The following is a 20,995-nucleotide window of genomic DNA, read 5'->3' on the forward strand; positions in this document are numbered from 1 at the left end:
ACCCATGAATTCACGGCAGCGCCGCGGCGTCATTCTTCTCCTCCTGTCCGTCCTCTGCGCCTTCGGCGCGTTCGTCGGCGTGCTCTCGGTGATCAGTGATGTGAATTCGAAGGTCGGGCCCGAGGTCGACGCCTACCGTGTCAAGGCGGACGTGGCCCCCTACACAGCGCTCCAGGCAGGCCAGTTCGAGAAGGTCAAGATGCCGAAGCGCTGGCTCTCGCAGAACGCGGTGACCGACATATCCACGGTCGACGGCAAGATCGCCGTGACACAGCTGCGCAAGGGCTCGCTGCTCCAGGACGACATGATCGTCAAACGGCCCGAACTGGAGGCCGGCGAGCAGGAGATCGCCATCATGATCGACGCGGCCACCGGTGTCGCGGGCAAGATCACCCCGGGTGACACGGTCAACATCTTCGCCACCTTCGACGACGAGGGGAAGGACGGGGGCGAGGTCGCCGAGTCCCGCATCATCGTCGCCAACGCCAAGGTCATCGACGTCGGCAGGCTGACCGCGCTGGAACCCAAGGGGGACGACCGGGACCGCGCGGCCACCGAGGCCGTGCCGATCACCTTCGCGCTGAACACCACGGACGCCCAGCGCGTCGCCTACGCCGAGTCCTTCGCCGTGCACGTACGCCTCGCACTGCTCGCCAAGGGGAGCCCCACCACCCTTCGGCCGGGTGACGGCCAATACACCCTCGACGAGGACAGGAACAAGTGAGGGCCGAATGAGCACCAGAATCCTCCCGGCCGTCGGCGACGCCGATGCCGCCCGGTCCGTCACCACCCTGCTCAGCCAGCTCCCCGAGGCGGAGCCGGCCGGGCCGGTCGGCGACTCGACCTCACTGCTCGACACGCTCGCGCGGCTGGCCGCCGAATCGCTCGACGAGCTCCCCGAGGTCGTGCTGGTCCACGAGCGGATCGGGCCCGTTCCGGCGCTGGAGCTGATCCGGGAGGTGGCCCTGCGCTTTCCGTCGGTCGGGGTCGTTCTGGTCACCGCGGACGCGAGTCCCGGGCTCTACTCGGCGGCCATGGACTCGGGCGCGCGAGGTCTGGTCGGGCTTCCGCTCTCGTACGAGGAACTGGCCCAGCGTGTCCAGGCCGCCGCCTCCTGGTCCGTCGGAGTGCGCCGCCATCTCGGCCAGGGCGGCGACGTGTTCACCGGGCCGGGCGGCACCGTCGTGACCGTGTCCGGCGCCAAGGGCGGCGTCGGCACGACGCTCACGGCGGTCCAGCTCGCCCTGGCGGCCCGGGCCTCCGGGATGAACACCGCGCTCGCCGACATGGACCTCCAGTCCGGCGACGTCGCGAGCTACCTGGACGTCCAGTTCCGCCGCTCCATAGTCGACCTCGCCGGCATCCAGGACATCTCCCCGCGCGTTCTCCAGGACGCCCTCTTCAGCCATCCGACGGGGATCGGACTGCTGCTGGCCCCCGGTGAGGGCGAGCGCGGCGAAGAGGTCAGCGACAGGTCCGTACGCCAGATCGTGAGCGCGCTGCGCAACCGCTACGACGTCGTGGTCGTCGACTGCGGTACCCAGATGAACGGCGCCAACGCCGCGGCCATCGAAATGGCCGACATCACTGTGCTGGTGACCACCCCGGACGTGGTCGCGGTGCGCGCCGCCAAGCGGATGGTCCGGCTCTGGGACCGGCTGCAGATCCGCAAGGGGGAGGAGACGGTCACGCTCGTCAACCGCTTCATCCGCAACACCGAGATACAGCCGCCGCTGGTGGAGCGGATCACGGGAACACGGGTCGCCCGGACCGTCGTCCCGGCCAACTTCAAGGAGCTGCAGGCCGCGGTCGACGCCGGCCGGATGCAGGACCTGGAGAGCAAGTCCACCGTGAAGCAGGCGCTGTGGGGTCTGGCGGGCGAGCTCGGCATAGTCAAGGCCCCCGAGGGCAGTGAGAAGGCCGGCAGGTTCCGCAACGACCGGGGCTCCATCGGCATGCGACGCCGACGAGGCGGCCGATCCGGATTCGAGGGGGAGAGTTGACCGATGCGCCTGTTGAGCGCACCACCTGCCGCCTGTGCGGCGACACGGGGCCGTTACGGGCGCCGGGGACCGGACCGCGACCGGGGCCAGGTCGCGGTGGAGTTCCTCGGCATGTTCCCGCTGATCATCATCGTCTGCGTCCTGCTGTGGCAGTGCGCCTTGCTCGGCTACACGTACATCCTCGCGGGGAACGCGGCGGACGAGGGCGCGCGGACGGGGGCGGTGGCCGGGTTCCAGCGCGACCAGGAGTGCCGGGAGGCCGTCGAGAGCCAACTGGGCTCGTGGCTCGACGGCTCGGACGTCGACTGCCGCACCGACGCCGTCGACGGGCTCTACAGGGCGGACGTCGAGCTGAAGGTGCCCATCCTCTTCCCCGGAACCGTGAGCTTCCCCTTCACGGTGACGGGCGACGCCGCGTTCGTCGAGGAGGGCTGAGCGCCGTGCACCCATTCATCCGCGACCGACGCGAACGACGCGGGGGACGCCGCCGGCACCACCTGCGCGGCCGGCACCACCTGCGCGACCGGGGCCTCGTGGCGCTGGAGTTCGCGGGCTTCCTGCCGTTGCTGCTGATCCTCGGCCTCTGCGCCATCCAGCTCGGCGTCGCCGCCTACACCGCATCGCAGGCCGGCACCGCCTCCCGCGCCGGAGCGCGCGCCGAGACCGACGACGACTTCCGGACCCAGGGCGAATACACGGCCCGGCAGGCCGTCAGCGGCTGGCTGCAGGACGACTTCCAGGAGTTCGACTACACCCCGCAGACCGGCAGCCGGGAGGTGACGGTGACCGTCAAGATCAAGATCCCCTCGCTGCTCCCGGGCATCGCCGACTGGGGCGAAGCCGAGCGCAGCTCCACCATGCCCGCCGACTGACCGAGGAGTTACGCACATGAGCCTGCGGGCACGCATCAGCGCCCCCGAGGAACGGGGAGGAGGACGGGACGACGGTCACCTTGTGGCCACGTACCGCGCCAAGCTCCTCGAGGAGATCGACCTCGCGGAGATGTCGGCGCTCGCTGCGGCGGAGCGGCGGGCACGGCTGGAGCGCGTGCTCGGCCACATCATCAGCCGGGAGGGCCCCGTCCTCTCCGCGACCGAACGGTCGCAGCTGATCCGCCGCGTCGTCGACGAGGCGCTCGGCCTCGGCGTGCTCGAACCCCTCCTGGAGGACGCGTCCATCACCGAGATCATGGTGAACGGACCCGACCAGATCTTCGTCGAGCGAGGTGGCCGGGTCGAGCTGCTCCCGATGCGCTTCGCCTCGAACGAGCAACTGATGCAGACCATCGAGCGGATCGTCTCCACCGTCAACCGCCGCGTCGACGAGTCGAACCCGATGGTCGACGCCCGGCTGCCGTCCGGCGAGCGTGTGAACGTCATCATCCCGCCCCTGTCGCTCTCCGGCGCCACGCTCACGATCCGGCGCTTCCCCCGTGCCTTCACCCTGCGCGAGATGATCGGCTTCGGCTCGCTGGACGAGCCGATGCTCTATCTGCTCTCCGCGCTCGTCCAGTCCAAGCTCAACATCATCGTCTCCGGCGCCACCGGCACCGGTAAGACCACGCTGCTCAACGCACTCTCCGGGCTGATCCCCGAGGGGGAGCGCGTCATCACCATCGAGGACTCCGCCGAACTCCAGCTCCAGCAGCAGCATGTGATCCGGCTGGAGTCCCGCCCGCCGAACGTCGAGGGCAAGGGCCAGATCACCATCCGCGACCTGGTCCGCAACTCCCTGCGTATGCGCCCCGACCGCATCGTCGTGGGTGAGGTCCGCGGTGGCGAGACGCTTGACATGCTCCAGGCAATGTCGACCGGTCACGACGGCTCGCTCGCGACCGTCCACGCGAACAACGCCGAAGACGCGATCATGCGCCTGCAGACCCTGGCCTCCATGTCCGAGGTGAAGATCCCCTTCGAGGCGCTGCGCGACCAGATCAACAGCGCCGTCGACTGCATCGTCCAGCTCACCCGCCACGCCGACGGCGCACGCAAGATCACCGAGATCGCCCTGCTCGACTCGCGCGGAGGGGAGCCGTTCCGGCTGGCGACCGTCGCCCGCTTCGACGCCCAGCCGATGGCCGCCGACGGACGGGTTCGCGGCGCGTTCCAGTACTTCCCGCTGCCGCGGCGGGTCGCCGACCGCCTCTTCATGGCAAGCCAGCCCGTCCCGCAGGCATTCGGCGTCGCCGCCCACGCAGACCAGCTCGCCACCCGAGAGGCCAAGTAGGAAGAGCCGCCATGACCAATCTCGCTCTGCTGACGATCGGCGCCACGCTGCTGTTCTGCGTGCTCGGAGTCATGGGCGTCCACGCCTGGTCCTCCGGCCGGGCCCAGCGCCAGGCGCTCGTCGACCGGCTCTCCCAGACGGGCCAGCTGGAGGGGTTCACGGGGCGGCGCCGGCGCTTCCGCGGCATCGACCAGCGGCTGCGCCGCACCGACCTCGGCAAGAGGATCGAGTTCCGGCTCGCCGCCACCGGTCTCGACATCACACCCGGAGAGTTCTTCGTCTACATGGTGGCGGGAATCGTCGGCCTCTGGTTCGTCGCGCAGGCCGTGTTCTCCGCCTTCTTCGGCCCCATCGCCGGGCTCCTGGGCATCTGGGCCGCCTTCGGCTTCCTCAACTGGCAGCGCAACAAACGCATCGAGAAGTTCATCAACCAGCTGCCCGAACTCTCCCGCATCCTCGCCAACGCCACCCAGGCCGGACTCGCCCTGCGCACGGCCCTGTCGATGGCAGCGGAGGAGCTGGAAGCACCGGCCGGAGAGGAGCTGGGACGGGTCGCCGACAAGCTGGCGGTCGGCCACTCCATCGACGACGCCCTCGGCGAGCTGGCCCAGCGGCTGCCCTCGCGCGAACTCGTCGTACTCGTCACCACCCTGGTCCTGTCGAACCGGGCCGGCGGCACCGTCGTCGGCTCGCTGCGCAACCTCACCGAGACCCTGGAGGAGCGCAAGGAGACCCGGCGCGAGGTCCGCACCCAGCTCTCGCAGGTCAACATGACCGCTTACGCGGTCCCGGCCATGGGGCTCGGCGCACTCCTGCTGCTCGACCGGGTGATGCCCGGTGCCATCGACCGGATGACCGCCTCCTTCATCGGGCAGGCCGCGGTCGTCGCCGCACTCGTTCTCTACGGCGTCGGCGTCTTCGTCATCCGCCGGCTGTCAAAGATCGACGTCTGAGGGGGAGGGCACAGCAATGATCGGACTCGCTCTCGCCCTGGTGCTCGCACTCTGCGTGGCCGGAGCCTTCCACGGGATCCGGATGTACCGGGCCGACGCCAAGCTCCCCGGCGACCTCGCCGTCGCCCTGGAGGTCGGTGCCACCCGCACCACCGCCGTCGGCTCGGCCGTCGACCGCCTGGGCATGCGCTACGCCCCGGCCATCCTGCGCATGATGGGCCCGGCCCGGGTCAACAAGGTCCGCCGCAAGATCGACCTCGCGGGCAACCCCGGTGGCCTCACCATCGACCGCTATGCCGCACGCCGGGCCGTCTACGGCTTCCTCGGGCTCTTCGGCGCCTTCGCGATGCTCCTGCGCGGCCAGGCGTTCCTCGCCCTCTTCATGATCGCCTTCGGTGTCTTCTGGGTCGAGATCGGCATCGTGGCCGCCATCCGGCAGCGCAAGGACCAGATCGAGCGAACCCTTCCGGACTTCCTCGACGTCCTCGCCGTCGTCGTCAGCGCCGGCCTCGGCTTCCGGGAGGCACTGGAGCGCGTCGCCGAGAAGTACGAAGGTCCCTGGGCCGACGAACTGCGCATCACCCTGCGCCAGATGGACATGGGCGTCAGCCGCCGCCAGGCGTTCGACGAGCTGCGCAAGCGCAACGACTCGGAGCAGGTGGCCCAGTTCGTCACCGCCCTCCAGCAGGGCGAGGAACTCGGCGCACCGATCGTCGACACCCTCATCCAGATCGCCAACGACATGCGCCGCACGGACGCGCAGAACGCCCGCCGACGGGCCGCCAAAGCCGTCCCGAAAGCCACGCTCACCATCACGTCGATCATGGTCCCGGCCACCATGATCCTGCTCGTCGCGGCCTTCGTGTACGGCGCCAACGCCGACTTCAGTTCGATCGGGGGCTGAAACCGTGACTGCGGAGGGGGAACAGCAGTGGCGCTCCACATCGGGAGGATAACGGGGGGCCTCGGACCGGCCTCGCTGGCCCGAGCCGCGGACAACCCGGACCGCCTGCCGACCCTGGCCATCCAGGTCAACGCCCTCCAGGCGCTGTGCCGCCAGGTGTTCGGCTTCCGACTCGCGATGATCGCACTCGCCGCGCCGCTCGCTCTGGGCGCGGCGAGCAGCGGGCCGGCCACCTACCTCGTCGCATCGGGCGTGCTGGTCACCTTCATGGTCTCGTACGTGCTCTTCCGCGACTGGGAGCGGTTCGGGCCCCTGCTGCTGCGCCACCCGGCGCTGCTCGCCGTCGACGCCCTGTTCGGCTCCGTCCTCCTCATCACCGCCGGCCCCGAAAGCACCCTCGGATACGTCACGGTCTGCACCCCGCTGCTGGCCGGGCTCGTCTACGGCTGGCGCGGCGCCGGCATCTTCGCCTGTCTCCAGGCGCTGATCCTCTTCGCCGTGTACGGGGCCTACGGGGACGCCGAGGCGACCGTACGCAACTCCCTGCTGCTGCCCGGATTCTGCGTCGTGGCCGGCGCGGTCGGCGTGACCCTGCGCAACCTGCTGCTGCGCTTCGGCACCGCGAGCCAAGCCCTCACCGAGGCCCGCGCACGCCTCGCCGTCAACGAGGCGGTCGGCGGGGAGCGCGCCCGGCTCGCCCGGGAGATGCACGACTCGGTCGCCAAGACGCTGCACGGGCTCGCCCTGGCCGCCGACGGCCTGGCGTCCTCGGCCGACCGGATGGACCCGCTCACCGTCCGGCACCAGGCCGAGCTGGTCGCCCGGTCCGCCCGCCGCGCCGCCGCCGAGTCCCGGGAACTGCTCAGCGACCTCCGCAGGCAGGGCGACCTCCAGGCGTCCGGAATGGACCTCGCCGAGGAACTCTCCGCCCGCGTGGCCGACTTCGGGCGGCGCACCGGCATCACGGCACGGTTCCGCCGCACGGGAGCCGCGCCCGTCCCACCGGTCCCGTACGCCGTCGCCCGCCAGATGCTCACGGTCGCCTCGGAGGCGCTGGAGAACACCCACCGGCACGCCCACGCGACCCAGGTGGCCGTCGAGACGGGAATCGTCGACGGAGCGCTGCGCGTGAGCGTCCTCGACGACGGACGCGGCCTGCCGCCCGGTACCACGCTCGACGAACTCCGCAGAGCCGGGCACTTCGGGCTCGTGGGGATGGTCGAGCGCGCCGCCGGAATCGGCGCGCGGATCCGGATCGGCCGCGGCCGCACGGCATCGGGCACCGAGGTGCGCCTGGACCTGCCCGTCGCCGCGATCCTGCCCGCAGACCCGACCGCTACGGCTCACGCGGACCACTGACCCCCGCCCACCCCCACATCCCCACCACTTGAGAGGAGGCCGCACGATGCCGGACGAGATCTCCCGGACATCGGGGCAGCAGTTCATCACCCCGCATGTCTCGCAGCACACGTCGTCCCATACGGCTCCGCCCCACTCGGAGCAGACGCCGCACACCTCGCACACGTCACACACCGCGCACCCGTCCGCGCACGTTCCCGTCCCCCAGTCGGCCCCGACCGTTCCGCTGCGGGTCGTCATCGCCGACGACAACCCCGTGGTCAGGGCCGGTCTGACGGTGCTGCTCGGCGGACGCGACGACATCCAGGTCGTTGCCGAGGCCGCCGACGGCCAGCAGGCACTGGAAGCGGCCCACCAGCACCGGCCGGACGTGATCCTGCTCGACGTCCGCATGCCCGGGGTGGACGGCATCTCGGCGCTGCCCTACCTGGTGCAGGCGGCCCCCGTGATGATGCTGACCTACAGCCGCGAGAGCGACATCGTGCACGAGGCCCTCAGGCTGGGCGCCGGCGGATACCTCGTCCACGGCGAGTTCACGGCGGACCAGCTCGTCGCCGCCGTACGCGATGTGAAGGAGGGCCGCGCCCACTTCACCGCCACCGCCGCGAACGCGCTCCTCGCCCAGTTCCGGGGCGGCCCCGGCGCCGGACCCGGCCCTGGCCCCGGCCCCGCGCCCGGCGGGCATCACCTGCCGGACGGTCTCGGTGCGGCGTATCAGGTTCCACCGCAGCCCGCCGTGCCGCCCCAGCCGATTGTCTCGACTTCATGGAACCCGAGCGAAAGTGCTTCGCATCTGCAATCGAATGTGGCACAGTCGTCGGGACGGTTCGGACCCGCCCCGGGCATCCAGCCGGCCGTGCCCCAACCCGCCCGCAACAAGGACGAGTTCGGGCTGAGCTCACGGGAGGTGGAGGTGATGGACCTGATCGCGTCGGGCATGAGCAATCAGCAGATCGCCGCCACCTGCTTCATCAGTGAGAAGACGGTCAAGAACCACATCAATCGCATCTTCGCAAAGCTTCACAGTGCGAGCAGGAGCGAGGCCATCGCGGTCTGGCTGGGCACGGCACACACAGGCACCGGTCCCGAGAGGGGAGCACCCGGCCGTGGCTGAACGGGGGGAGACCGGGATGGGCCGAAGGGCCCATCCCCCGACGGGCAGGGCCCAAGTCCCGCTTTGGGCCTGGGAATGGGCCCTGGGACCCTCTTCTGGGTCCGCCCTTCCGGCGTACGTTTCTCATGTCGAAAGCGGCACCGGCCAGGAGGAAGCCGGTAACGCAGAAGACACCGAAGAGACTTACGCGTCGGCCGGCAAACGGTCGGCCGAACCCGGAGGGGAACACCATGTCGAACGACACTCTGCTCAAGGCCGCCGTCGACACCCAGGTCCGCGTCAACGGCTGGAAGAACACCGTCATCAGCCGTATGACGGACCGCGAGCGCTCCAAGGGCCAGACCGCGCTGGAGTACCTGGGCATCATCATGGTGGTCGTCGTGATCATCGGTGCGATCGTCGGTACCGGTATCGGTGGCAAGATCACCACGAAGATCAACGAGCAGATCGACAAGATCAAGGCCGGCTGAGCCGCTTGCCGAACCGCACAACGAAGGATCAAGGGCAGGCCTTCCCCATCTATGTAGTGATGGTGGCGGGCCTGCTCTTCCTCGCGTTCGCCTTCTTCGCAGTCGGCCAGGCGTCCGCGTCCCGCAACAGTGCACAGGGCGCGGCGGACGCCGCGGCTCTGGCAGCAGCTCAGGATGCCCGGGACAAGCTCACCGGGGCGTGGCTGAACGACCACCTCACCGACCCGACCACATGGCAGGACATCTTCGACGGCAAGCTCGGGCTGGACGACCCCTCGTGTCCGGCCGCAACGACGTTCGCCGACAAGAACGATGCCGACGTCGAGCTCTGCGATCAGATCTGGCTGCCCGAACTGGGCTACGAAGTCCATGTGAGGACCCAGCAACCGATCGGTGAGTCGATCATTCCCGGAACCGAGAGCGAGTTCGGGACGGCCAGTGCCAAGGCCGTGGTCAAGCCACTGTGCACCTTCGAGCTCCCCGACGACCTCGAACTCCTCCCCACACTCACGTGCAAGAGCGGGAGCTGGGACCTCGAGGACAGCCTCACGGACCTGCCCGACGCGAAGGACCTCTTCGACGTCCAGTTGGTTGACTGATCAGCGAACGACGAGTAAAGGAACTCCATTCATGAGCATTCGGCACATCCTGAAGGCCCGCAGGGGGGCGGCTGCAGTTGTGGTGACTGCCACCTTGGCCCTCACCGTGGCCGGCTGCGGCGGGGACACCGAGAAGAACCCGGAGAAGAGTACGTCGGCCAGGCCGGGCGCGGGGAACAGCGATTCCGGCCAGGTCGTCCCGGACACGAGTACCACCCTGGCCACGGTCAAGGGGCCCAAGGACATCGACCTCGTCATCAACACCGTCAAGCGCGAGTCGGGCGGCTTCGTCACGGTCAACGGCCAGATGAAGAACAACGGTTCGGCGGCCTTCTACGACATGTCCCCGTGGCGCGGCACCGAGCAGGAGGTCCTCGGCGGCGGCATCTCGGTCGCCGGCGCGACCCTCATCGACAAGGCCGGCAAGAAGCGCTACTACATCCTTCGCGACACCGATGGCCGCTGCCTCTGCACCTCCGGCCTCGACAAGATCGATCCGGGGAAGTCGATCCCGGTCTTCTTCCAGTTCCCGGCGCCGCCGGAGTCGACCACCGAGGTCGACTTCCAGCTGCCGACGTTCTCGACCGTCGCGGTCAAGATCTCCGGGTGAGCGCGACCATGAACACCACTCGAATGCGCATGCCATCCCGCCTCGTCCTGAGCGCCGTCGCTGCCACGGTCGCGTTCACGGGCGCGAGCGTCCTGACGGCTGGCCACGCCCATGCCGACGAGACACCGAGCGTCCCGCCCGGCACCGAAGCCTCGGCGGAGCCCCCCGTGGAGGTCGACGCCAGCTCTCCCGGGCTGAAGATGGTGGACGGAGCCACCCTCGCACCCGCGAAGGTGCTGGACATCAAATCCGTCGTCGAGTCCCAAGGCGGCGAGGAGCGCCGTGAGGACTCCAACGAGACCGTGAAGTTCGCCCTCCAGGCCGAAGTCCTCTTCGGCAAGGACAGCGCGAAGCTCTCCACCGCGGCGAATGCCCGTATCGCGGCGATCGCCGAGGAGGTCAAGAAGCAGGACGCCAAGCGGGTCCGAGTCTTCGGCTTCACCGACAACCTCGGTTCCTCGGCACACGGCGACGTGCTGTCCAAGCAGCGCGCCGACGCCGTGCACAAGGTGCTGCAGCAGGAGCTGAGCGCGGCGGGGATCACCTTCGAGATCCGCGGCTACGGCGAGCAGTACCCGATCGCCGACAACAGCTCCGAGGAAGGCCGCAAGAAGAACCGCCGGGTGGAGGTCTCCTTCCCGCGCGGCGGGGGCGGCTCCGAGGGCTGACGCCCAGGATTGGGGCCCGGTGGCGCGACCCGGTCGCGCCACCGGGCCCTTGCCGTTGCCGGCCGTCCGGCCGTCCTGGCGTCCTGGCGTCCTCGCGCCCCTGGCCGTCCTGACGGTCCACGGGCCCCGTCAGGTCACCGCCCTCACACCCACCCCCGCACCGCCACGAACCCGTACAGCAGCCCCAGCGCGAACACCCCAAGACCCGCCGCGAACGCCGCAGGCAGCAGCACCGGGCCCCAGGCGCCCGGGCCTGCCACCGTGGCGTGGGTGGACGGGGCGGCCGGGTCGTAGGAGACGCGGACCGGGGCGCCCGGCTGGAAGCCGAAGGGGCCGGGGGCGGTGTCCGTGAACTCGATGTCGCGGCCGTCGGGGGTGCGGAAGGTGAAGACGTACTCGGTGGCGTAGCGGTTCTCCATGCCCGGGCCGCGGTCGACCGTGCGGCGTTCGGCGCAGCGGCCCTCGGTGTGCTCGCCGTGGCGGACGAGCCGGAGCACGCGGTGCAGCCGGAGGGCGGAGCGGACCGCGAAGGCGCCGAAGAGGAGGCCGAGGAGGAGCAGGAGCGTGGCTCCGCCGCCGGGAAGGATCTGCATGATGCCGCTGCCTCTACTTGACGGTGATCGACTCCACGAACGTATCGAGTTCGTCCTCGCTGAGGGAGCCCTTCACGGCGTTGATCCGTACGAGGAAGGGCACGCCCTTCGAGTCGACGCCCGCGACCATGACCCCGGTCATGCGGGTGCCCTTCTCGGGGGTGCGCTCCTCGCCGCTCGACGTGAACTCGTAGTCGATACGGCGCGCCTGCCGGGCGCTGTCCTCGCCGCCGAGGCGTACGTCGCTGCTGTCCTGCCGGGTGGCCCCGATGCCGATGACCGCGCCGGCGGCCGTCGCGGCCTCCTCGGCGTCGTCGACGCCCGTCGCGAAGTCCAGCTGGACGGAGACCATGCCGGTGCGCAGCCCGCCCTCCTCCTTGAGCGCGACGGCGGCGTTGTGCTTGCTGCGCTCGGCGGCGGGCTGTTCCGCGTAGCCGTCGTCCTCTGGGTAGCCGACGGAGAGGCTCCTGGTGTCGAGCGTGCCCCAGCCGTCAGGGAGGGCCGCGGCGTCCGCGCCGCCGCCGCAGCCGGTCAGCAGGGTCGCGGTGAGGGCGGCGGCCGCCACTGCGCCGCTCAGCGTCCGAAGGTGCGTCATCGTCCTTACGTCCTTACTTCGCGCAGTAGCTGTAGGGCAGGGAAGTGCGCTTGTCGCCCTGCGGGGCGCCGAGGAACCTGGCGTTCGTGAGCGTCTCCTTCTTCTGCTCGCTCGACACGGAGAACCCGAGGCTCATACCCAGCGAGACCTCGAAGCCGAACTCCTGGGCGTCGATCTCCCCGTGGTAGTCGAGGGTGCTCGACAGACCGTCCTGGAACATCAGCTGATCGAAGGGGTCGTTCCCCTCCGGCTTCTGCTCAAGCGACTTGTCGCCGAACATGTACTCGAACGGTGCGGTGTTGTTCCCCGACCCGTCGAGCCACTGCTCTGCGACGGCACGCTTGTCCTCGGTCATCTGGTCGGTCTCCTTGCCGAAGACGATCGAGTTGGTCTGCACCTCGATGCCGGTCGGCCCGGAGGAGTCCGTCACGCCGCCCTTGCCGCCCCGCTTCTCGTCCTTCTTCTTCCCGTTGTCGCCGCCGACCTCGGTCTTGTCGGAGGTCTGCGTCCCCTCGAACGTCTTCGTCATGTCGATACGGACCAGCTTGCCGGTCTTCTGATCGCGCGTGACCGTGATCGCGCCGGTGTACGAGTCCTTCGCCCCGGCCGTGCCGCCGAGCGGACCGGCCTCACCGCTCACCTTGCCCTCGATCTCGAGCTTGGCGGTGTACGTGTACGACTCGTTGCCGTTCACGTCGTCCTTGGTGATGGTCACATCGGGCGAGAACTTGGCCTTGCCGCCGAGCTTGGCCCCGAGCCTGGTGTCGTCACCGGCCTTGATGCCGAGGCCGCCGTCCGCCTGGGCGTAGAGGCCGATGGTCGAGTAGGAGATCTTCTTGTCGCCGATCTGCCTCTCGATGGCCTCCTTCTTCTCGGCCCACTCCTTCGCCGCGTACCAGTTGCCGCCTCCGTACGCGCCGCTGTGGGTCATCGAGGTCTCCCACATCTTCATCTCCTCGATGTCCTCGCGCATCCGCTCGGCGTCCGCCTCGCTCTTGAAGACCCAGGTGTCGCCGTTCGTCACCTTGATCCCGCCGCCGAGGTCCACATCGGCCTTGCCGAGCTTGCCCAGCTTGACACCGGGTGTGCTCGCGTTGACCCCCGCCGACGCGGCGTCGGTGAACGTCATGTAGACGAGCTTGTCGTCGCCGTCGACCTTGCCGTCACCGTTCACATCGGTGTTCGCCTGGGAGACCTTCTGCTGGAAGCCGTACTCCTCGCCCCACTCGAACCAGCCGATCTTCACCTTGCCGCCCGCCGTGTCCGAAATGCTCGACACCTGGCAGAGCTTCGGCTCGTAGTCCGCGTCGGTCTTGGGCCTCGCGGTGCCGTCGGGGCCGGTGACGCAGTTCCCGCCGCCCGAGCCGGTGAGGGACGCGATGGCGCACTGGATACGGGCACCGACGCGGCCGCCGATGCCGGCGGCGGAGACCGCGAGGATCACGGCGACGACCACGACGACGACGCCGAGGTACTCCAGGGCGGTGGCACCGTGGTCGCGCCAGGTGTACGGGTACGCCGCCGGGGTGCGGTTGTCCCCTCCGCGCCCTTCCAGCAGCCGGTCCAGGGCGATGCCGATCGCCGCGCCGGTGGCGAGGGCCACGACGGGCATGAGGAGGCCCTCGGTCGACAGGAAGCGCCAGGAGACGGCGTAGCCGTAGCCGAGCGCGGCGAGGGGCACGGTGAGCGTGGCGAACAGCCGGACCGGGCGGGAGTCGCGCTGCGGTTCGGGAAGGACGCGGGCGGCGACCAGGACGGTCAGTACGGTGGTCACGATGCCGGGGACGTGGAGCAACGCCAGCCGCCACCCGAAGACTTCGAGCCGGTCGGTGGTGGCGAGGGGCTCGAGCAGGGCCTTGGCGAAGAGCAGTCCGCAGGCGAAGTACACGATGACGGCCGCCGCCCAGCTGCGTATCAGCGCGAAGAACAGCTCCGAGCCGCCCCCCGGGCCGTGCCGCCCCGGGGGGCCGTACCCGCCGCGCCCGTACCCGCGACCGTACCCGCGTCCGCGTCCGCGTCCGCTGCCCCATGCCCCGCCACCGCTCACGGCCCTCACCTCTTCCGTCTCCGTAGCCCTCGCTGCCCGTCCGCGCTGCCTGCGCGCGGCGTGAGCGTACGAGCGGACGGCACCCTCTGACGTGGGTCCACGGCCCCAATCCCGGGCCCATCGATGACGGAACCCCAACTGCCCTGTCCCACAGCGGAATCTGGGACCGAAAGTGGGCCCTCGGGCCCACGACCCCTGGTGCGGAGGCGGGTTAGCTTCGCGGGTATGTCTGCTACGGGGGTTGCTCGGCGCGTACGACGGCGGATTCACGGGGTGATGCCTCGTACCGGGGTGCGGTTGTTGGGGCTTCGGTGTCGTGGGGGTCGTGGGGATCGTGGTCAGGGTGCGTTGGAGTACCTGGGTCTTGTGTTGGTGGTTGTGGCGATCGTCGGTGCGTTGGTGGCGACGGGGGTCGGTGCGGAGCTGACGCGGAAGATCGTGGCGCAGGTGGAGTGCATCGGTGGCGGTTCGTGCGAGAGCGGTGACGGTGGGGATCCCCGGGCCGATGACGCTGGTGATGGGCGGCCTGTCTCCGACGATGACGGCGGTGGCGATGGCGATGGCGCTGATACGCGGAAGTCTCCGGAGCAGTTGGAGTACGAGAAGGCGTTGAAGGAGCTTCAGGAGGCGCAGGCGGCGGAGAGGTCGGATTCCGATAAGGCGAAGGAGGCGGCCAAGGAGCTGGCCAAGATCCTTGCTGATGAGTTGGGGATCACTGATGCGTTCAAGTGCATTACCGAGGGGGATATGGGGGCGTGCACGGAGACGCTCATCAATATTCTGACGAGTTTGATCGGTGGTGCGGTCGGGAAGCTGGCGGCGAAGTACGGGGCGCCGTGGAAGTGGAAGAAGGCGTATGAGCTCATTCAGAAGCTCAAGAAGCACGGCGGTGATCTGTACGACGGCCTGACCGGGCTCATCAAGAACCGCAAACGTGTAAAGGACGCCGAGAAGGCGCTCGACGACGCGAAGAAGAAGTACGACCCCGACAAGCAGAAGCCGGACGAGAAGAAGCCCGAGGACAAGCCGGCGACCTGCCCGGTCAGCCACAGCTTCCCCCCTGGTACGCGGGCCCTGCTGGCCGGTGGCCTGTCCGTCCCGATCGAGTCGATCCGCATCGGCGACCAGGTCGTCGCCACCGAACCGGTCAGCGGGCTGACGACCCTGCGCACGGTGACACGTACCTTCACCACGTACGACGACAAGGACTTCACCCGGCTGAGCACGGGTGCGGGTACGGTCACCGCGACGGATACGCACCCCTTCTGGCTCACCGACGAGGGCCGCTGGGCCGACGCCGGAGAGATCGAGCCCGGAGACAGCCTGCGCCTGCTCGGCGGCGCCCCGCTCAAGGTCACGTCCGTGACCCGATTCACGCAGCGGCAGACCACACACGACCTGGAAGTCGGTGGTCTCCACTCGTACTACGTGGGCTTCGGCCCGGCCTACGCGCTCGTGCACAACAACGAGTGCGAGTGGCCCGCGGGCGACAACGTGAAGGGTCCCGCCGCCGGCAAGGTCCTCAAGCGGCCGCACTGGAGGCACACCGTCAAGGGCGCGGCGAAGGGGGAGGTGAAGGAGAAGAACACCGTCATCCTGGAGGAGACACGCGCCAAGGTCGACGAGGACATCAAGGCCATCGCCGAGGGCAGGGCCGAGCTCCTCCCGGACGGCAACACCTACCGCGTCAACGGTCGCACGTACGAGGTGAAGGGCAACGGTACGGTTTTCCCGAAGGACGGCCCCGGCTTCGTCAATCTCGACCGTCACGAGTACGCGGCGCTGCAGCTGATCGCCAAGGGGGACCCGGGTTCCCTCAAGCAGTTGGAGATGAACCCGAGGTTCAAGAACAACCCCGCGGCCGTCGCCAAGGCCAGGGCGGTCTGGGAAGGAACGTACAAAGAGTGATCGCGAACCTGTTGACCAGCCGGCGCTTCGAGTCGTCCGCGCTCGCCGCAGCGCTCGCGGATGTGGTCGGAGTGCCGGCGGACCAGGTGGACGTCTGTCACGCGGACGCCGACCAGGAGCACCGCGAGTGGGAGGCTGCCGTCCTGTGCACGTACCACTACGTGCGCGGTGACGTCGTGATGAGCCTCGATGTCCAGGTGCGGGACGACGTCGACGGCCCGGCGGGTGAGGCCGAGCTGGCAGCGGCCTTCGCCGAGCGGACGGGGGCGGGGGTGGTCTACCCGGACGACCGGATCGATCCGGAGACCTTCTGGCTGGCGGACCCCGGCGGCACGGTGACCCGTGCCCGGCTGGTCGCCTCGGAGGATGCGTACGACGGGGAGCATGAGCCACCGAGGTACACCGTCGATGCGGTCGAGGCGCCGTCGACGGCCTTTCCCGACGCCGAGGTGACCCCGCTCGCCGAGATCCTGCGCGAGGTGCCGATCCCCACCCCGGTCGCCGCCGCGGTCGGTCTCGACACGCCAGCTGCGGTGTCGCTGACGATCTGGGAGCGGATGGTGCAGCGGATGGCCGGGGACTGGCCGCCGTCCGGCCGTTATCTGCCCGAGCTGTACGCCGAGGACATCGCGGCGCGGGATCACCTTGAGCGGGAGACCGCCGCAAGCCCGGAGCAGGAGCGCGAGGTGCTGCTGGCCGCTACCGCCGAGGTCGACTCACTCTTCCGCAGCCTCACGGAGGAGGGCCCGGGAGCGGCATCGGCCGGTGTCGGATGGTGGCGGTCGCGACGGCCGCGGCGGCTGCCCTGGCCGGACACGGGCAATGACGGGTGATCTTGCCGGTGCTGAGCAGCCGGTGCGACGGGACGGAGCCGTGAACGACATCCGGGCCCGCACGGAGGACGACGGCGGCGCCCTGACGGGCGGGCTCACCCGGTCGGGGACGGCGGTCAGGGACCGCGGCTGGTGGTGGCTTCGCCGCCCGGTCCGGGTGCCCTGGAAGTAGGGCTCCGGGCGGCGCGGCCATAATCGAGCGCATGCCCCACCAGCCCCACACCTCGGCCCCCCACCTGCGCAGCGCCCCCGGAGCCCCGGGGCCTTCCGACGCCGCGCCCGCGCTCCTCGGGTACGCGGGGGTGCGGCTGGCCGGCATGGCGATCCTCGCGGTCTGGGCGGCGGTCGCGGGAGTGGACGGGCTGCACCGGCTCAAGGGGCGCTGGGACGCGGTCTGGTATGTCCGGATCGCGGAGAACGGATACGGGTACGAGGTCCGGCTCCCCGACGGCAGCGTCCACTCCGACCTTGCCTTCTTCCCCCTGCTGCCCGCGCTGGAGCGGGGCCTCTCCGCGGTGCTGCCCGGCGTCGGAGCCGCGACCGCCGGGCTGGTCGTCGCGTGGGCGGCGGCGTTCGCGGCCGCCTGGGGGATCTACGCGGTCGGCGCACACATCGCCGGGCGGCGGGCCGGGGTGCTGCTCGCGGTGCTCTGGGGGGTGTATCCGACGGCGTTCGTGCAGTCGATGGCGTACACGGAGACGCTGTTCACCGCCCTCGCCGCCTGGTCGCTGTACGCCGTGCTGACCGGGCGCTGGATCACCGCCGGTGCGCTGTGCGCGCTCGCCGGGCTCACCCGGCCCTCGGCCGCCGCGCTCGTCGCCGCCCTCGGGATCACGGCGGTCGTGGGCCTGATCCGCGACCGGCGGCTGCCGTGGCGGACGGTCGCTGGCGTGGTGCTCGCGCCGCTGGGGTGGCTCGGCTACGTGGTCTTCGTGGCCGTACGCGAAGGCAGCCCCACCGCCTACTTCGAGGTCCAGGCCGCCTGGGGCAACAACATCGACGGCGGGGTCGCCCTCGCCCGCTTCGTCGGGGAGCAGCTGACCGGTGCCCACCCGCTCGCCGGTGTCGGACTGCTCGCCGCGCTCGGGCTGCTGGGCTGGGTGGTGTGGCTGTGCGTGCGGCAGCGGCAGCCGCTGCCGGTGCTCGTGTACACGATCGGCATCGTCGTGATCTCGCTGATCGGGGCCGCGTACTTCGGCTCGCGACCGCGGCTGATCATGCCGGCGTTCCCGCTCCTGCTGCCCGCCGCGGTGGCGCTCGCGCGGCTGCGGCAGCGCACGGCCACGGCGGTGGTGGCGCTGCTCGCCGTCGCGTCGGGGGCGTACGGCGCGTTCACGCTCCTCGGCTCCGGGCCTCCGTGACGCCGGATTGGGTCCCTGGGCCCATGCGCCGTGCAGCGGGCCGTTGTTAGCGTCCGACGACGGGTCATGAGGGGATGGGAGCGGGATGAGCACGCGGACCGCGGGTACGGCACGGCGCATCGTGATGGCCGCGGTGGCCGCCACGCTGACGATGGGACTGGCCACCGCCTGCGGGGGCGACGACGAGGGCAAGAGCGGCGCGAAGAAGCCCGGCAAGGACGTTGCGTCCGCGACGCCGGAGGCCACCCCGTCGAGCGGTGTGCCGCCGGAGGCCACCGACCCCGCCGTGACGCCCGTCCCCGAACCGCCGAGCACCGGCCGGACCCTCACCCAGGCGGAGCTGACGCGGGCCGTCCTCGCCACCGGTGACGTACCGAACTATGTGGTGACGCCGATGCAGGGCGGCGATGAGCCGGGCACGGAGCAGGCGGACAAGCCGGAGTGCCGGCCGCTCGCCGCCGTCATCAACGGCGCCCCTGAGCCCGCCGCGAGCGCCACCGTGTACCGCACGATCGTGGACGGGCGTGAAGAGGGCAACGAGCGGCAGACGGTCGTCACCGAGATCCTCACCTCCCACGCGAACGGCGCGGCGGACGCCGTCCTCACGTCGGTCCGTACCGCCGTCGAGGCGTGTGCCGCAGGCTTCACCACCCACGGCGGAGAGAGCGGCGGCTCGACCTACTCCGAGGTGAGGAAGCTGACCGCGCCGCGTGTGGGCGACGACGCGATCGCCTATCAGGTGACCGGTGCGATGGGCGGCGCCAAGGTGCCGCTGGTGTTCCACGTCGTACGCCGGGGGGCGACGGTCGCCACCTTCTACGCCGCCAACTTCATCGACGCGCGGACACCCGAGATCCCCGCGCTCCTGGTCCAGAAGCAGTCGGCGAAACTCCCGTAACGCCAAGGGTGGTTGGGCCCCGATTGGGGTCCACGGGCCCATGACCGTACGCACTCGGGAACGCTAGCGTCGCGAACATGTCAGCACTGGGGGTTCTGCGGCGTTTCCGTCGGCGCGTGCGAGCGCTGATGCCTCGTACCGGGGTGCGGTTGTTGGGGCTTCGGTGTCGTGGGGGTCGTGGGGATCGTGGTCAGGGTGCGTTGGAGTACCTGGGTCTTGTGTTGGTGGTTGTGGCGATCGTCGGTGCGTTGGTGGCGACGGGGGTCGGTGCGGAGCTGACGCGGAAGATCGTGGCGCAGGTGGAGTGCATCGGTGGCGGTTCGTGCGAGAGCGGTGACGGTGAGGGCGGGGGTGGGGATTCCCAGGCCGGCGACGACGGTGATGGGCGGCCTGTCTCCGACGACGATGACGGCGGCGGTGGCGCTGATACGCGGAAGTCTCCGGAGCAGGTCGAGTACGAGAAGGCGTTGAAGGAGCTTCAGGACGCGCAGGCGGCGGAGAGGTCGGATTCCGATAAGGCGAAGGAGGCGGCCAAGGAGCTGGCCAAGATCCTTGCTGATGAGTTGGGGATCACTGATGCGTTCAAGTGCATTACCGAGGGGGATATGGGGGCGTGCACGGAGACGCTCATCAATATTCTGACGAGTTTGATCGGTGGTGCGGTCGGGAAGCTGGCGGCGAAGTACGGGGCGCCGTGGAAGTGGAAGAAGGCGTATGAGCTCATTCAGAAGCTCAAGAAGCACGGCGGTGATCTGTACGACGGCCTGACCGGGCTCATCAAGAACCGCAAACGCGTCAAACAGGCCCAGGACCGCCTGGAGAAGGCCCTCAAGAAGTGCGAGGAGCACAGCTTCCTGCCGGGCACGGGCGTGCTGCTGGCATCAGGCGCGCGTGCCCCGATCGAAAGCGTCCGCAAGGGCGATCTGGTCCTGGTCACCGACCCCGCGACCGGGCTGACCTCGACCAGGCCCGTCAAGGAGACCATCACCACGGAGCGGGACAAGGACTTCACCCGGCTCACCGTGCGCGTGAACGGGCGGACCGGCGCGGTCACGGCCACCGACACGCACCCGTTCTGGATGCCGGACAAGGGTCGCTGGGTCGACGCGGGCGACATCCGCTCCGGGGACCGGCTCCGCAACCCGAGCGGCGGGCACCTGCTCGTCACCGGCGTGCACCGGTACGAGCAGCGGCAGCGCACGCACGACCTGACGATCCAGGACATCCCCACGTACTACGTGGTCATCGGCGGCTCGGCCGTTCTCGTCCATAACAACGACAACCCCGTCAAGTGCCACATCAGCCAGCCGATGGACCCGAACGACCCGCGGCATCCGAGCAACTGGAAGAAGCCGTCCTGGCACAAGGACCTCAAGGAGCCGAAGCTCGGCGACAAGGACGCGGGCGACGGCGCCTGGGCCTCGCGCAAGCGCAACCCTCCGGAGAACCCGGCGACCGAGTCGTGGCAGCGCTACCAGGAGCAGATCTCCGGGGTGAAGCGCGGCAGTGAGTACGTCGTCAAGAACCCCAAGGGCAAGGACGTCGAGTTCGACGGCTGGGACTCCAACCGGCAGACCTATCTCGAGGCCAAGAACGGCTACGCTGACTCGGTCACCAAGGACGGCGAGCTGAACGCCACGACCAAGCAGCGGTTCCTGGAGGAGGCCGAGCGGCAGCTCTCGGTCGCGGGCGGCAAGCCCGTGGAGTGGCACTTCTCCAACGCCGAGGTGGCCAAGGCCGCGAAGAAGGCGTTCAAGGACCTGCCGATCAAGGTGATGCACACGGCGGTGAAGCAGTAGGTGAAGCAGCAGATGCAGCAGCAGGTGCAGCAGCAACTACATCAACTGCATCAGC

At 69.7% G+C, this 20,995-nt stretch carries 22 protein-coding genes; 19 read left to right on the top strand and 3 right to left on the bottom strand.

The genetic code is table 11. The annotated features are described in order from the left end of the window. Positions 1 to 4 precede the first annotated feature (4 nt). The 13 genes from cpaB to KK483_RS23180 all read left to right on the top strand — a co-directional run bounded on the left by cpaB (position 5) and on the right by KK483_RS23180 (position 10,906). Positions 5 to 724, top strand: a complete 720-nt coding sequence (gene cpaB / locus KK483_RS23120) for a Flp pilus assembly protein CpaB (RefSeq protein WP_262007131.1) — start codon at positions 5 to 7, stop codon at positions 722 to 724. A 7-nt stretch (positions 725 to 731) separates the two neighbouring features. Further along, positions 732 to 2,003, top strand: a complete 1,272-nt coding sequence (locus KK483_RS23125; protein ID WP_262007132.1) for an AAA family ATPase — start codon at positions 732 to 734, stop codon at positions 2,001 to 2,003. A 3-nt stretch (positions 2,004 to 2,006) separates the two neighbouring features. Continuing rightward, positions 2,007 to 2,438, top strand: coding sequence for a TadE family protein (locus tag KK483_RS23130; protein ID WP_262007133.1), 432 nt, complete (start codon positions 2,007 to 2,009; stop codon positions 2,436 to 2,438). Positions 2,439 to 2,443: 5 nt separating this feature from the next. After that, positions 2,444 to 2,875, top strand: a complete 432-nt coding sequence (locus KK483_RS23135) for a TadE/TadG family type IV pilus assembly protein (protein WP_313879474.1) — start codon at positions 2,444 to 2,446, stop codon at positions 2,873 to 2,875. A 16-nt stretch (positions 2,876 to 2,891) separates the two neighbouring features. Beyond that, positions 2,892 to 4,229 carry a CpaF family protein gene (locus tag KK483_RS23140; RefSeq protein ID WP_262007134.1) on the top strand — a complete coding sequence of 446 codons (1,338 nt, stop codon included), beginning with the start codon at positions 2,892 to 2,894 and terminating at the stop codon, positions 4,227 to 4,229. 11 nt (positions 4,230 to 4,240) lie between these two features. Then, on the top strand, positions 4,241 to 5,182 hold the full coding sequence (locus tag KK483_RS23145) for a type II secretion system F family protein (protein ID WP_262007135.1): 942 nt from the start codon (positions 4,241 to 4,243) through the stop codon (positions 5,180 to 5,182). 16 nt (positions 5,183 to 5,198) lie between these two features. Continuing rightward, positions 5,199 to 6,086 (top strand): DUF5936 domain-containing protein, encoded by an 888-nt coding sequence (locus KK483_RS23150; protein WP_399014599.1) that lies wholly within the window; start codon positions 5,199 to 5,201, stop codon positions 6,084 to 6,086. Positions 6,087 to 6,113: 27 nt separating this feature from the next. Beyond that, complete coding sequence (locus KK483_RS23155; RefSeq protein ID WP_399014602.1) at positions 6,114 to 7,445, top strand: sensor histidine kinase; 1,332 nt, start codon at positions 6,114 to 6,116, stop codon at positions 7,443 to 7,445. A 46-nt stretch (positions 7,446 to 7,491) separates the two neighbouring features. Further along, positions 7,492 to 8,559 carry a response regulator transcription factor gene (locus KK483_RS23160; RefSeq protein WP_262007136.1) on the top strand — a complete coding sequence of 356 codons (1,068 nt, stop codon included), beginning with the start codon at positions 7,492 to 7,494 and terminating at the stop codon, positions 8,557 to 8,559. A gap of 230 nt (positions 8,560 to 8,789) precedes the next feature. Further along, positions 8,790 to 9,029, top strand: a complete 240-nt coding sequence (locus KK483_RS23165) for a hypothetical protein (protein ID WP_215178435.1) — start codon at positions 8,790 to 8,792, stop codon at positions 9,027 to 9,029. A gap of 5 nt (positions 9,030 to 9,034) precedes the next feature. Beyond that, on the top strand, positions 9,035 to 9,628 hold the full coding sequence (locus tag KK483_RS23170) for a pilus assembly protein TadG-related protein (RefSeq protein ID WP_262007137.1): 594 nt from the start codon (positions 9,035 to 9,037) through the stop codon (positions 9,626 to 9,628). A 31-nt stretch (positions 9,629 to 9,659) separates the two neighbouring features. Continuing rightward, positions 9,660 to 10,238 carry a hypothetical protein gene (locus KK483_RS23175; protein WP_262007138.1) on the top strand — a complete coding sequence of 193 codons (579 nt, stop codon included), beginning with the start codon at positions 9,660 to 9,662 and terminating at the stop codon, positions 10,236 to 10,238. An 8-nt stretch (positions 10,239 to 10,246) separates the two neighbouring features. Continuing rightward, a complete protein-coding gene (locus tag KK483_RS23180) occupies positions 10,247 to 10,906 on the top strand; it encodes an OmpA family protein (protein ID WP_399014607.1) in 660 nt (219 codons plus the stop codon). A 143-nt stretch (positions 10,907 to 11,049) separates the two neighbouring features. Here KK483_RS23180 and KK483_RS23185 read toward each other — a convergent pair whose 3' ends face one another. The 3 genes from KK483_RS23185 to KK483_RS23195 are packed head-to-tail and all read right to left on the bottom strand — an operon-like array spanning position 11,050 to position 14,141. Beyond that, a complete protein-coding gene (locus KK483_RS23185; protein WP_262007139.1) occupies positions 11,050 to 11,499 on the bottom strand; it encodes a DUF3592 domain-containing protein in 450 nt (149 codons plus the stop codon). Positions 11,500 to 11,512: 13 nt separating this feature from the next. Continuing rightward, complete coding sequence (locus KK483_RS23190) at positions 11,513 to 12,094, bottom strand: hypothetical protein (protein WP_262007141.1); 582 nt, start codon at positions 12,092 to 12,094, stop codon at positions 11,513 to 11,515. Positions 12,095 to 12,107: 13 nt separating this feature from the next. Beyond that, on the bottom strand, positions 12,108 to 14,141 hold the full coding sequence (locus tag KK483_RS23195) for a hypothetical protein (RefSeq protein WP_262007142.1): 2,034 nt from the start codon (positions 14,139 to 14,141) through the stop codon (positions 12,108 to 12,110). Positions 14,142 to 14,750: 609 nt separating this feature from the next. On the opposite strand from KK483_RS23195, the gene KK483_RS23200 reads away from it, so the two are divergent. The 6 genes from KK483_RS23200 (at position 14,751) to KK483_RS23225 (ending at position 20,940) form a co-directional block, all read left to right on the top strand. Continuing rightward, positions 14,751 to 16,049 carry a Hint domain-containing protein gene (locus tag KK483_RS23200; protein ID WP_262007144.1) on the top strand — a complete coding sequence of 433 codons (1,299 nt, stop codon included), beginning with the start codon at positions 14,751 to 14,753 and terminating at the stop codon, positions 16,047 to 16,049. Further along, the gene (locus tag KK483_RS23205) at positions 16,046 to 16,882 is read left to right on the top strand and encodes a hypothetical protein (protein WP_262007145.1); all 837 of its coding nucleotides are present in this window, start codon (positions 16,046 to 16,048) and stop codon (positions 16,880 to 16,882) included. Before KK483_RS23200 ends, KK483_RS23205 begins: the two co-directional genes overlap by 4 nt. 40 nt (positions 16,883 to 16,922) lie before the next feature. Beyond that, entirely contained in the window at positions 16,923 to 17,054 is a 132-nt protein-coding gene (locus tag KK483_RS23210; RefSeq protein WP_262007146.1) for a hypothetical protein, read from the top strand. 31 nt (positions 17,055 to 17,085) lie between these two features. Then, positions 17,086 to 18,243 carry a hypothetical protein gene (locus KK483_RS23215; RefSeq protein WP_262007148.1) on the top strand — a complete coding sequence of 386 codons (1,158 nt, stop codon included), beginning with the start codon at positions 17,086 to 17,088 and terminating at the stop codon, positions 18,241 to 18,243. An 85-nt stretch (positions 18,244 to 18,328) separates the two neighbouring features. After that, positions 18,329 to 19,141, top strand: coding sequence for a hypothetical protein (locus tag KK483_RS23220; protein WP_262007149.1), 813 nt, complete (start codon positions 18,329 to 18,331; stop codon positions 19,139 to 19,141). A gap of 230 nt (positions 19,142 to 19,371) precedes the next feature. Then, positions 19,372 to 20,940, top strand: coding sequence for a Tox-REase-5 domain-containing protein (locus KK483_RS23225; RefSeq protein ID WP_262007150.1), 1,569 nt, complete (start codon positions 19,372 to 19,374; stop codon positions 20,938 to 20,940). Positions 20,941 to 20,995 lie beyond the last annotated feature (55 nt).

It is taken from the genome of Streptomyces sp. FIT100 (assembly GCF_024584805.1).
Taxonomy (GTDB): Bacteria; Actinomycetota; Actinomycetes; order Streptomycetales; family Streptomycetaceae; genus Streptomyces.

Bases quoted from the DNA above. Each gene is read 5' to 3' on its own strand.
- cpaB (WP_262007131.1), top strand. From the start codon at position 5: ATGAATTCACGGCAGCGCCGCGGCGTCATTCTTCTCCTCCTGTCCGTC.
- KK483_RS23125 (WP_262007132.1), top strand. From the start codon at position 732: ATGAGCACCAGAATCCTCCCGGCCGTCGGCGACGCCGATGCCGCCCGG.
- KK483_RS23130 (WP_262007133.1), top strand. From the start codon at position 2,007: ATGCGCCTGTTGAGCGCACCACCTGCCGCCTGTGCGGCGACACGGGGC.
- KK483_RS23140 (WP_262007134.1), top strand. From the start codon at position 2,892: ATGAGCCTGCGGGCACGCATCAGCGCCCCCGAGGAACGGGGAGGAGGA.
- KK483_RS23145 (WP_262007135.1), top strand. From the start codon at position 4,241: ATGACCAATCTCGCTCTGCTGACGATCGGCGCCACGCTGCTGTTCTGC.
- KK483_RS23150 (WP_399014599.1), top strand. From the start codon at position 5,199: ATGATCGGACTCGCTCTCGCCCTGGTGCTCGCACTCTGCGTGGCCGGA.
- KK483_RS23160 (WP_262007136.1), top strand. From the start codon at position 7,492: ATGCCGGACGAGATCTCCCGGACATCGGGGCAGCAGTTCATCACCCCG.
- KK483_RS23165 (WP_215178435.1), top strand. From the start codon at position 8,790: ATGTCGAACGACACTCTGCTCAAGGCCGCCGTCGACACCCAGGTCCGC.
- KK483_RS23175 (WP_262007138.1), top strand. From the start codon at position 9,660: ATGAGCATTCGGCACATCCTGAAGGCCCGCAGGGGGGCGGCTGCAGTT.
- KK483_RS23180 (WP_399014607.1), top strand. From the start codon at position 10,247: ATGAACACCACTCGAATGCGCATGCCATCCCGCCTCGTCCTGAGCGCC.
- KK483_RS23185 (WP_262007139.1), bottom strand. From the start codon at position 11,499: ATGCAGATCCTTCCCGGCGGCGGAGCCACGCTCCTGCTCCTCCTCGGC.
- KK483_RS23190 (WP_262007141.1), bottom strand. From the start codon at position 12,094: ATGACGCACCTTCGGACGCTGAGCGGCGCAGTGGCGGCCGCCGCCCTC.
- KK483_RS23215 (WP_262007148.1), top strand. From the start codon at position 17,086: ATGCCCCACCAGCCCCACACCTCGGCCCCCCACCTGCGCAGCGCCCCC.
- KK483_RS23220 (WP_262007149.1), top strand. From the start codon at position 18,329: ATGAGCACGCGGACCGCGGGTACGGCACGGCGCATCGTGATGGCCGCG.